This is a genomic window from Mitsuaria sp. MSU3D, assembly GCF_056867975.1.
Genome location: NZ_CP200314.1, coordinates 6,338,663 through 6,350,266 on the forward strand (window position 1 = coordinate 6,338,663; position 11,604 = coordinate 6,350,266).

The following is an 11,604-nucleotide window of genomic DNA, read 5'->3' on the forward strand; positions in this document are numbered from 1 at the left end:
CGAGCGCGCCGATGATGACGCTCGGCCGCGCGTTCGAATTGCTGTCGCCGCTGCTGCCGGCGGCGACGCTGGTGGGCGAGCCGTCCACGCCGCTGCTGCGCGTGCACACCGACACGCGCTCACTGCGCGCGGGTGACCTGTTCGTCGCGCTGCGCGGCGAGCGTTTCGACGCCAACGACTTCCTCGCGCAGGCCAAGGCCTCCGGCGCGGCCGCGGCCATCGCCGAGCGCGGTCTGGCCGAGGCCGACCTGCCAGGCCTGCTGGTGCCCGACGCGAAGGCCGCGCTGGGCCTGCTCTCCCAGGCCTGGCGCGAGCAGCATCACCTGCCCGTGATCGCCGTCACCGGCAGCAACGGCAAGACGACGGTGACGCAGATGATCGCGTCCATCCTGCGCGCCTGGCTGGGCGACGCGGCGATGCTCGCGACCGAAGGCAACTTCAACAACGAGATCGGCGTGCCGCTGACGCTGCTGCGCCTGCGCCAGAACGAGGCCGCCTGGCATCGCGCGGCGGTGGTCGAACTCGGCATGAACCACCCGGGCGAGATCGCACCGCTGTCCGCGATGACGCAGCCGACGGTGGCGCTGGTCAACAACGCGCAGCGCGAGCACCAGGAGTTCATGCACACCGTCGAGGCCGTCGCGCGCGAGAACGGCGCCGTGATCGGCGCGCTGGGCACGGCCGGTGTCGCGGTGTTCCCCGCCGAGGATCCGTGCGCGCCGGTGTGGCAGTCGCAGGCCGTGGGCCGCGCGACGCTGAGCTTCGCGCTGCAGGGCCAGGCCGACGTGATGGGCCGCGCGCAGTGGGTCGCGCCGACCGATGCGAGCGTGATCGCCGGCGGTGCGGGTCACTGGGCGATCGAGATCCTCACGCCCGCCGGCGCGATCCCGGTCGCGCTGGCGATGGCCGGCCAGCACAACGTCCGCAACGCGCTGGCCGCCGCGGCCTGCACGCTGGCCGCGGGGGCGCCGCTCGCGGCGATCCGCGACGGTCTGCAGTCGTTCAAGGCCGTGAAAGGCCGCTCGGCGCTGCAGACGGCGGTGTGGCAGGGCCGCCGCATCACGCTGATCGACGACAGCTACAACGCCAACCCCGACAGCGTCCGCGCCGCCATCGACGTGCTGGCGGAACTGCCGGGCGCGTCCTGGCTGATCCTCGGCGACATGGGCGAGGTCGGCGAGCAGGGCCCCGCCTTCCACCAGGAAGTCGGCGCGCACGCGGCCGACCAGGGCCTGGCCGCGCTGTGGACGGCCGGCGCCGCCGCGCGTGACGCCGCGACCGCGTACGGCGCGGGTGCCCGCGCGTTCGACACCGTCGCCGGGCTGATCGGCGCGCTGAAGGACGCGCCGCAAGTGCAGAACATCCTCGTCAAGGGTTCGCGCTTCATGAAGATGGAACAGATCGTGGCCGCCTTGCAGTCCGGCGGCCCAGGAGACCCCCATGCTGCTTAGTCTGGCCCAGTGGCTGCAGGCCAATTACTCTGAACTCGGGTTCCTCCGCGTCTTCAGCTACATCACCTTCCGCGCCGTGATGGCGGCGCTGACGGCGCTGCTGATCGGCCTGGCCTTCGGCCCGTGGGTGATCCGCCGCCTGACCGAGCTCAAGATCGGCCAGCCGATCCGCGAGTACGGCGTGCAGCAGCATCTGGCCAAGAGCGGTACGCCGACGATGGGCGGCGTGCTGGTGCTGATCGGCATCGGCATCTCGACACTGCTGTGGTTCGACTGGTCCAACCGCTTCGTCTGGGTGGTGATGCTGGTGACGATGGGCTTCGGCCTGATCGGCTGGGTCGACGACTACCGCAAGGTGGTCAACAAGGACCCCGAGGGCATGCGCAGCCGCGAGAAGTTCCTGTGGCAGTCGATCATCGGCCTGATCGCGGCGATCTACCTGGCCTTCAGCGTGTCGGAGACCAGCTTCCTCGGCGTCGTGCAGCTGTTCTTCCGCTGGGTCACGAGCGGCTTCTCGACCGAGCTGCCGCCCAAGGCCGACCTGATGCTGCCGTTCTTCAAGTCGATCAGCTACCCGCTGGGCGTGTTCGGCTTCATCGGCCTGTCCTACCTCGTCATCGTCGGCACCAGCAACGCGGTGAACTTCACCGACGGCCTGGACGGCCTGGCGATCATGCCGGTGGTGATGGTGGGCTCGGCGCTGGGCGTCTTCGCCTATGTGACCGGCTCGTCGGTGTACAGCCGCTACCTGCTGTTCCCCTACATCCCCGGCGCGGGCGAGCTGCTGATCTTCTGCGCCGCGCTCGCGGGCGCGGGGCTGGCCTTCCTGTGGTTCAACGCGCATCCGGCGCAGGTGTTCATGGGCGACGTGGGCGCGCTGGCGCTCGGCGGCGGCCTGGGCACGCTGGCCGTCATCACGCGCCAGGAGATCGTGCTCGGCATCATGGGCGGCGTCTTCGTCGCCGAGGTGCTGTCGGTGATGCTGCAGGTGACCTGGTTCAAGTACACGAAGAAGAAGTACGGCGAGGGCCGGCGCATCTTCAAGATGGCGCCGCTGCACCACCACTTCGAGAAGTCGGGCTGGAAGGAGACGCAGGTCGTCATCCGGTTCTGGATCATCACGATGCTGCTGTGCCTGGTCGGGCTGGCCAGCCTGAAGTTGCGCTGAGCGGGAACGGAACGACGATGTCCTCCCTCCACTTCCCGGCGCTCTTCCAGGATCGGCACGCGCTCGTGCTGGGCCTGGGCGACTCCGGGCTCGCGATGGCGGCCTGGGCCGCGCGCCTGGGGGCGCGCGTCACGGTCTGGGACAGCCGCGAGCAGCCGCCGCAGCTGCCCGCGCTGCGCGAGCGCCTGCCCGACGCCGCCTTCGAGCACGGCGACTTCTCGCCGGAGCTGCTGGGCGCGATCGACCACAGCTGGGTGCTGCTGAAGAGCCCCGGCCTGTCGCCGCTGGATGCGCGCCTGAAGCCGCTGCTCGCGCGGGCGGAGGAGATCGGCCTGCGCGTGCGCGGTGAGCTGGAGCTGTTCGCGCAGGCGCTGGCGGAGCTCAAGACGCTGTACCGCTACGAGCCCGGCGTGCTCGCAATCACCGGCACGAACGGCAAGACGACGACGACCAGCATGACCGCGCTGCTCGTCGAGCGCGCCGGCCGCCGCGTCGCGATGGCCGGCAACATCGGCCCGACGCTGCTGGGGACCTTGAGCGACGCGCTCGACAAGGAGCCGATGCCGCAGCCGAAGGACGAAGCAGTCGCCGATGCGGCGACCGACGTCGATGCGGCCGAAGAGGCGATCGTCGACTTGGCTGTCGAGGCGGTGGTGCCCGACGATGACGCTGCCGATGTCGCCGTCGACGATCCGGCCGATGTGCTGCTGGCGCCGGTCGACGAACCGGTGGTGGAAGCGCCGACCGACGACCGCACCGCGCTCGAGACGGTCGCCGACCTGCTCGACGAGCAGCCGCTGCCGATCAAGCCGCCGCCGCCCAAGCCCGCCGAGTTCGAGGTGCTGCCGCAGGTCTGGGTGCTGGAGCTGTCGAGCTTCCAGCTGGACGGCGTGAAGGGCTTCGAGCCGAGCGCCGGCGCGGTGCTCAACATCACGCAGGACCACCTGGACTGGCATGGCGACATGCCGGCCTACGCGCGCGCCAAGGGCCGCATCTTCGGCGAGCACGGCGTGCTCGTGATCAACCGCGACGACCCCGAGGTCGAAGCGCTGGTGCCCGCACCGATCACGGTGAAGCAGGGCCGCGGTCGTCCAGCGAAGCTGGTCGAGCGCAACGTCGTGCGCTTCGGTCTGGACGCGCCGCGTCGTCCCGGCGATTTCGGCCTGCTCGTCGAGAACGGCATGGCCTGGCTGGTCCGTGCCCGCGAGCAGGAAGAAGAGCTGAAGGGCCTGAAGCGCCGCAAGGACGATGACGAAGACCTCATCATCCAGCGCCTGATGCCCGCCGACGCGCTGCGCGTGCGCGGCCGCCACAACGCGGCGAATGCGCTGGCAGCGCTGGCGCTCGCCACGTCCATCGACTGCCCGCTGGCCCCGATGCTGCACGGCCTGCGCGAGTACCGCGGCGAGCCGCATCGCGTCGAGTTCGTCACCGCGATCAAGGGCGTCGACTTCTACGACGACTCCAAGGGCACCAACGTCGGCGCCACCGTCGCCGCCGTGATGGGCCTGGGCGCCGACCGCGCACCGGCCAAGCTGGTGATGATCCTGGGCGGCGACGGCAAGGGGCAGGACTTCTCGCCGCTCGCGACGCCGATTGCGTTGCATGCCCGCGCGGTGGCATTGATCGGCCGCGACGCGCCGCAGATTGAAGCCGCGCTGCAGGACAGCGGCGTCGTGATGCATCGCCACGACTCGCTCGAGGCCGCGACGCACTGGGCGCTCGCGCAGGCGCAATCGGGCGACAGCGTGCTGCTGAGCCCCGCCTGCGCCAGCCTGGACATGTTCCGCAACTACGCCCATCGCGCCGAGGTGTTCATCGCCACCGTGCGCGAACTGGCGGAAGACGAGGGCCTCATCGGATGAGCGCCGCATCGATCTTCGACAACCTGAGCGAGCGCATGCGCGCGCTGGCCTCGCGCCGCGGCATGGGCGCGGGGGCCGCGGGCGCCGGTGGCGCCGGCAGCGTCGACGTGCCGGTGCGGGACTGGGTCTCCACCTCGTCCGGCCAGCCCACGCGGCTGCTCGGCTTCGACCTGACGCTGATCTGGGTCGTGCTGTCGCTGCTGGCGCTGGGCCTGCTGATGGTCTACTCGGCCTCGATCGCGCTGCCGGACAACCCCAAGTTCGCGAAGTACCAGCCGATGCACTTCTTCGTGCGTCAGAGCCTGTTCATCGTGATCGGCCTGCTGGCCGGCTGGATCACCGTGATGGTGCCGGTGAGCTTCTGGGAGCGTCACGCGCCCAAGATCTTCGTCGTCGCGCTGGCGCTGCTGATGATCGTGCTGATCCCGCACGTCGGCAAGGGCGTCAACGGCGCGCGCCGCTGGCTGCCGCTGGGGGTCATGAACTTCCAGCCGTCCGAGCTGGCCAAGCTGGCCATCGCGATGTACGCGGCCAACTACATGGTCCGCAAGATGGAGGTGAAGGAGAACTTCGTCCGCGCCGTGTGGCCCATGGCCGCCGCGCTGGCCTTCACCGGCATGCTGCTGCTGGCCGAGCCGGACATGGGCGCCTTCATGGTCATCGCGGCCATCGCGATGGGCATCCTGTTCCTGGGCGGCGTCAACGGCCGCATGTTCTTCCTCAGCGTCGCGGTGCTGATCGGCGCTTTCGTGCTGATGATCACCTTCAGCGATTTCCGTCGCGAACGGATCTTCGCCTACCTGAACCCGTGGGACGAGAAGTACGCGCAGGGCAAGGCCTACCAGCTGACGCACTCGCTGATCGCCTTCGGGCGCGGCGAGTTCTTCGGCCAGGGCCTGGGGTCCAGCCTCGAGAAGCTGCATTACCTGCCCGAGGCCCACACCGACTTCCTGCTCGCCGTCATCGGCGAGGAGCTCGGCTTCATCGGCGTGGCCATCGTGATCTTCGCGTTCTTCTGGCTGTCGCGCCGGCTGTTCCACATCGGCCGTCAGGCGGTGGCGCTGGACCGCGTCTTCGCCGGTCTCTACGCGCAGGGCATCGGCATCTGGATGGGCGGCCAGGCCTTCATCAACATGGGCGTGAACCTCGGCGCGCTGCCCACCAAGGGCCTGACGCTGCCGCTGATGAGCTACGGCGGTTCCGCCACCGTCCTCAACTGCGTGGCATTGGCGATCTGCTTGCGAATCGACATTGAAAACCGCCAACTCATGCGAGGAGGCCGAGCATGAGCGGCTGGACACATCGTGGCCAGCCGGCCGCGCGAAGCGAGGCTTTGCGGGTTCGGCGCAGCCAGAATAGACAACTGATGCGAGGGGGCCGCGCATGAGCACGCGTCACCTCGTCGTGATGGCCGCCGGTACGGGCGGTCACGTCATTCCTGGACTGGCCGTGGCCGCCGAGATGCAGCGCCGCGGTTGGACCGTGTCCTGGCTCGGCACCGAAGCCGGCATGGAGAACAAGCTCGTGCCGCCGTCGGGCCTGCCGATGGACCGGCTGTCCTTCGCCGGCCTGCGCGGCAAGGGCCTCAAGCATTCGCTGCTCGGCGTCGTGCGCCTGTTCAAGGCGCTGGGGCAGAGCGCCCACATCTTCAGCGCGCGCCAGGCCGATGCAGTGCTTGGCATGGGTGGTTATGTCTGCTTCCCCGGTGGCCTGATGGCCTGGGTGATGCGCCGTCCGCTGATGCTCGTGAATGCCGACGCGGCGCTGCTGCTGTCCAACAAGGCGCTCGCGCCGGTGGCGAAGAAGATCGCCTTCGGCTTCGACGGCCTTGCCGCCGCGCAGCAGAAGAAGAGCGTCGTCACCGGCAACCCGGTCCGCGCCGAGATCGAGGATCTGCCCGCGCCCGAGCTGCGCTTCGCCGATCGCAACGGTCCGCTGAAGGTGCTGGTGGTCGGCGGCTCGCTCGGCGCGCGCGCGATCAACGACGTGCTGCCGCAGACGCTCGCGCTGTGGGACGAGCACCAGCGTCCGCAGGTCACGCACCAGACCGGCGAAGCCAACTTCCCGCTCGTGCAGGCCGCCTACGCGAAGGTCGGCGTGCAGGCCGAGGTCGTGCCCTTCATCAACGACATGGCGCAGCGCCTGTCCGAGGCCGACGTGGTGATCTGCCGCGCCGGCGCGGTGACTGTGTCCGAGCTGTGCGCCGCAGGTGTCGCCAGCATCCTGGTGCCGTTGGTCGTCAGCACGACCTCGCACCAGCGCGACAACGCGCAATACATGGCGCAGCACGGCGCCGGCACGCACCTGCCGCAGGGCGAGCTCAGCGCGCAGGCGCTGTTCGACCTGCTCCAGCAGCCGCGCGAGCACTGGCTGGCGATGGCGTCGAAGGCGCGCTCGCTGGCGCGCCCGCGCGCGGCGTCGCGCGTGGCCGACGAGCTCGAGGCGCTGGTGAATGCGCGGGACGCGAAGTCCGGCAATGGAGTGCGCACATGAAGCACGCCATCCAACGCATCCACTTCACCGGCATCGGTGGCGCCGGCATGAGCGGCATCGCCGAGCTGCTGGCCGCGCAGGGCTATCGCGTCAGCGGTTCCGACCAGGGCGAGAGCGACACCACGCGCCGCCTGCGTTCACTCGGTGTCGACGTGAAGATCGGCCATGCCGCCGAGCACGTCGGCGCGGCGCAGGTGCTGGTCAAGTCCAGCGCGATCAAGGCCGACAACCCCGAGCTGATGGCCGCCCACCAGCACGGCATCCCGGTGCTGCTGCGCGCGCAGATGCTCGCCGAGCTGATGCGCCCGCGCATGGGCATCGCCGTCGCCGGCACGCACGGCAAGACGACGACCACCTCGCTGCTGACGACGGTGATGCAGCAGGCCGGCCTCGACCCGAGCTACGCGATCGGCGGGCAGCTGCTGGCCGCGGGCGCCAATGCGGCGCTGGGCGGCGGGCTGCACATGGTCGTCGAGGCGGACGAGTCCGACGCCTCCTTCCTGCACCTGCTGCCGCAGCTGGCGATCGTCACCAACATCGACGCCGACCACATGGACACCTACGGGCACGACATGGCCCGTCTGCGTCAGGCCTTCGTCGACTTCCTGCACCGGATGCCGTTCTGGGGCGCGGCCGTGCTGTGCGGCGACGACGCGGGCGTGCGCAGCATCGTGCCGATGCTGTCGCGGCCGGTGATCCTGTATGGGCTGGACGCGGGCAATGCCGTGCGCGCGACCGACGTCAGCGCCGAGGCCGGCGGCGGCATGCGCTTCAACGCGCTGCGCCGCGACCGCCAGGGCCGCGAGCTGCCGCCGCTGCAGGTGCTGCTGCGCCTGAACGGCCAGCACAACGTGCTGAACGCGCTGTCGGTGATCGCGATGGCGATGGAGCTGGGCGTCGACGACGCGGCGCTGCTGCAAGGTCTTGCCAACTTCGGCGGCGTGGGCCGGCGCTTCCAGTCCTATGGCGAGCTGCCGGTGCTGGCCACAGGGGAGGGCGCCGATGCGGCCTCCAGCGGCGCGGCGGGCGTGGGCACCGCACTGCTGATCGACGACTACGGCCACCACCCCGTCGAGATGCAGGCCGTGCTGAAGGCCGCGCGCGGCGCCTATCCGGGCCGTCGCCTGGTGCTGGCCTTCCAGCCGCACCGCTACACGCGCACCCGCGATTGCTTCGAAGAATTCGCCGACGTCCTCGCGCAGGCCGACGGCGTGCTGCTGACCGAGATCTATGCCGCCAGCGAGTCCCCGCTGCCCGGCATCAGCGGCGAAAGCCTGGCGCGGGCGGTCACCGACCGCGGCACCGCGGCGGGCTTCGTCGGCGACTGGCAGGGACTGCCGCAGGCGATCGCCCACCAGGCGCGCGCCGGCGATGTGGTGATCGTGATGGGGGCCGGCTCGATCGCCGCCGTCCCCGCGCGCACCGTTGAACTCATGACGAAGGGAGGCCGTGCATGACCACTGACCTCAACAATGCCTCGGCGCCATCGGCGCTGTATCGACACCTCGGCATCGATGCCATCGATGCGAAGGCGCTCGGCAAGGTCGCCGTGCTCTTCGGCGGCGACTCGGCCGAACGCGAGGTCTCGCTGATGTCCGGCAGCGGCGTGCTGGCCGCGCTGCAGTCGGAAGGCGTCGACGCGCACGCCTTCGACCCGGGCCAGCGCAACCTGCTCGACCTCAAGACGGAAGGCTTCCAGCGCGCCTTCATCGCCTTGCACGGTCGCCACGGCGAAGACGGCACGGTGCAGGGCGCGCTCGAACTGATGGGCATCCCGTACACCGGCTCCGGCGTGATGGCATCGGCCATCGCGATGGACAAGATCACCACCAAGCGCGTCTGGCTGGCCGACAAGCTGTCGACGCCGCGCTGGGTCAGCCTCAAGCGCGGCGAGTTGCAGTGCGAGCGCGTCCGCACCGTGCCGGACGAGCTGGGCCTGCCCATCTTCGTCAAGCCGCCGCACGAGGGATCCTCCATCGGGGCGAGCAAGGTGATGGGCTACTCGGACATGCAGGCGGCCGTCGAACTCGCCGCGAAGTACGACGCCGAAGTGCTGTGCGAGGAATTCGTCGACGGCGCCGAGCTGACTTGCCCGGTGCTGGGCGAGGGCGCCGACGCGATCGCGCTGCCGGTGATCGAGATCCGCGCCGAGGGTGGCAACTACGACTACCAGAACAAGTACTTCACCGACACGACCCAGTATCTGGTCGGCCAGTTGCCGGCCGACGAGCAGGCCCGCGTGCAGGACCTGGTGCTGGCGGCCTACCGCTCGCTGGGCGCGCGCGGCTGGGGTCGCGTCGACGTGATGCGGCGCACCTCCGACGGCCAGCTGTTCCTGCTGGAGATCAACACCTCGCCGGGCATGACCTCCCATTCGCTGGTGCCGAAGGCGGCCGCCGCCGTCGGCATCTCCTACCCGAAGCTGTGCCTGTACCTCCTGTCGCAATCGCGGCTGGACAGCCAGGCCTGAACGGACACCGGGTCACCCCCCACCAGCCACCCCCATGGGCGCCACCTTCACCCACACCGCCAGCCCGCTGCCGCCGGACATCCGCGTGATGAACGGCGTGGCCGGCCTGCTGCTGGCCGTCGTGGCGCTGGCCGCGGGGGCCGTGGGACTGCATTGGCTGGCGCGGCAGCCGGCGTTCTCGATCAAGTCGATCACGGTCGAGGGCGACGTCAGTCGCAACAGCGGCGCGTCGCTGCGGGCGAATGCGCTGCCGCGGCTGAGCGGCAACTTCCTGACGATGAACCTGCAGCAGGCGCGCGCCGCCTTCGAGGCGGTGCCCTGGGTGCGCCACGCGACGGTGCGCCGCGTCTGGCCGCTGCACCTGGTCGTCGCGCTCGAGGAACACCGCCCCGCCGCCTATTGGGAAACCAAGGCCGAAAACGCGGACGCCGACAGCGAGGCGGTCGTCGATACCCGGCTGGTCAACAGTTTCGGCGAGGTCTTCGAGGCGAATCTCGGCGACGTCGAGGACGAGGATCTGCCCACCCTGGCCGGTCCGGCGAAATCCTCGGCCGCGATGCTGGCGATGTGGCGGCAACTCGACCCGCTGACCCACGGAAAACTGGACGAGGGTGTCGCCCGGCTGGATTTGTCCGGCCGCGGCTCCTGGAAGGCGACGCTGGAAAAGGGCGCGATCGTCGAACTCGGCCGCGGCAGCGAGGCCGAGGTCGTCGCCCGGTATGGCCAATTCATCGCCAGCATTCCCCAGATCACCGCCCGCTACCGCACCTCGCTGGTATCGGCGGACCTCCGCCACGAATCCGGATATGCGGTCCGGCTCGCGGGCGTGACGACGGTTACCACTGCGCCCAAGGGCGCCAAGAAGAATTGAGGACAGGCATGGCCAAGGAATACAAGGATTTGGTCGTCGGGTTGGACATCGGCACCGCCAAGATCATGGCGGTGGTGGCCGAGGTGATGGGGGACGGCCAATTGCGCATCGCCGGTCTGGGCGTCGCGCCCAGTCACGGGCTCAAGCGCGGGGTCGTGGTCAATATCGACGCCACCGTCCAGTCCATCCAGCAGGCCTTGAAAGAGGCCGAAATGATGGCCGACTGCCGGATCTCGAGGGTTTACACCGGGATTACCGGCAGCCATATCCGCGGTCAGAACTCGACCGGGATGGTCATCGTGCGGGACAAGGAAGTCACGCCGGTGGATGTCGCCCGGGTCGTGGAAACCGCCAAGGCCATCAATATTCCGAACGACCAGCGCCTGCTGCTGGTCGAACCCCAGGAATTCGTGATCGACGGCCATGAGGTGAAAGAACCGATCGGCATGAGCGGCGGCCGGCTGGAGGTCAAGGTCCATATCGTGACCGGCGCCCAGAGCGCGGCGGAGAACATCGTCAAGTGCGTGCGCCGCTGCGGGCTGGAAGTCGAGCAACTCGTGCTCAACCCTAGCGCTTCCAGTTTGGCGGCACTCACTTCCGACGAGCGCGACCTGGGCGTGGCGCTGGTCGACATCGGTGCCGGCACGACCGACGTGGCCATTTTTACCGGCGGTTCGATCCGCCATACCGCGGTGATTCCGATCGCCGGCGACCTGATTACCAGCGATATCGCGATGGCGCTGCGCACCCCGACCAAGGATGCGGAGGAAATCAAGGTCGAGCATGGCGTGGCCAAGCAATTGCTGGCCGATCCGGCGGATCAGGTCGAAGTGCCGGGTTTGGGCGACCGGGCACCCCGGATGCTCTCCAAGCAGGCTTTGGCCGGGGTGATCGAACCTCGTGTCGAGGAAATCTTCTCCCTCGTCCACCAGGTCATCCGGGAATCCGGCTACGAGGAACTGTTGTCCTCCGGAATCGTCCTGTCGGGCGGTTCGTCGGTGATGCCGGGGATGGTGGAACTGGCCGAGGATATTTTCCTGAAACCGGTGCGCCGGGGAAATCCGACCTACAACGGCGCGTTGTTCGACATGGTGGCCAATCCCCGTTCGGCCACCGTGATGGGATTGTTGGAGGAAGCGCGGCTGTCGCGCACACGGGGATTCAAGGCGGCGCAGCAGGCGGGGTCCGTGAAGACCTTGTTCGGTCGCGCCAAGGACTGGTTCCTGGGGAATTTCTAAGAAGCTGGCACTGACCGGCTCACGCTTTCTTTACGACGTTTGAGGGTT

Annotated in this window: 9 protein-coding genes; all 9 read left to right on the forward strand. The window is 69.2% G+C overall.

The window, feature by feature from the left end:
- Positions 1 to 14: 14 nt before the first annotated feature.
- Positions 15 to 1,451, forward strand: a complete 1,437-nt coding sequence (locus tag AC1VNM_RS27925; RefSeq protein ID WP_483109344.1) for a UDP-N-acetylmuramoyl-tripeptide--D-alanyl-D-alanine ligase — start codon at positions 15 to 17, stop codon at positions 1,449 to 1,451.
- Positions 1,441 to 2,619: a phospho-N-acetylmuramoyl-pentapeptide-transferase gene (gene mraY, locus AC1VNM_RS27930; protein WP_377157126.1), complete on the forward strand. Its 1,179-nt coding sequence runs from the start codon at positions 1,441 to 1,443 to the stop codon at positions 2,617 to 2,619. Before AC1VNM_RS27925 ends, mraY begins: the two co-directional genes overlap by 11 nt.
- A gap of 17 nt (positions 2,620 to 2,636) precedes the next feature.
- On the forward strand, positions 2,637 to 4,484 hold the full coding sequence (gene murD / locus AC1VNM_RS27935) for a UDP-N-acetylmuramoyl-L-alanine--D-glutamate ligase (protein WP_483109075.1): 1,848 nt from the start codon (positions 2,637 to 2,639) through the stop codon (positions 4,482 to 4,484).
- 62 nt (positions 4,485 to 4,546) lie between these two features.
- Positions 4,547 to 5,773: a putative lipid II flippase FtsW gene (gene ftsW, locus AC1VNM_RS27940; protein WP_377161531.1), complete on the forward strand. Its 1,227-nt coding sequence runs from the start codon at positions 4,547 to 4,549 to the stop codon at positions 5,771 to 5,773.
- A gap of 94 nt (positions 5,774 to 5,867) precedes the next feature.
- Positions 5,868 to 6,977: an undecaprenyldiphospho-muramoylpentapeptide beta-N-acetylglucosaminyltransferase gene (gene murG, locus AC1VNM_RS27945; protein WP_431102004.1), complete on the forward strand. Its 1,110-nt coding sequence runs from the start codon at positions 5,868 to 5,870 to the stop codon at positions 6,975 to 6,977.
- Entirely contained in the window at positions 6,974 to 8,434 is a 1,461-nt protein-coding gene (gene murC, locus AC1VNM_RS27950) for a UDP-N-acetylmuramate--L-alanine ligase (protein WP_377161529.1), read from the forward strand. Before murG ends, murC begins: the two co-directional genes overlap by 4 nt.
- 53 nt (positions 8,435 to 8,487) lie before the next feature.
- A complete protein-coding gene (locus AC1VNM_RS27955; protein WP_483109345.1) occupies positions 8,488 to 9,447 on the forward strand; it encodes a D-alanine--D-alanine ligase in 960 nt (319 codons plus the stop codon).
- Between the two features lie 34 nt (positions 9,448 to 9,481).
- Positions 9,482 to 10,318 carry a cell division protein FtsQ/DivIB gene (locus AC1VNM_RS27960; RefSeq protein ID WP_483109076.1) on the forward strand — a complete coding sequence of 279 codons (837 nt, stop codon included), beginning with the start codon at positions 9,482 to 9,484 and terminating at the stop codon, positions 10,316 to 10,318.
- 8 nt (positions 10,319 to 10,326) lie between these two features.
- Complete coding sequence (gene ftsA, locus AC1VNM_RS27965) at positions 10,327 to 11,556, forward strand: cell division protein FtsA (protein ID WP_067276931.1); 1,230 nt, start codon at positions 10,327 to 10,329, stop codon at positions 11,554 to 11,556.
- The last annotated feature ends 48 nt before the right edge of the window (positions 11,557 to 11,604 follow it).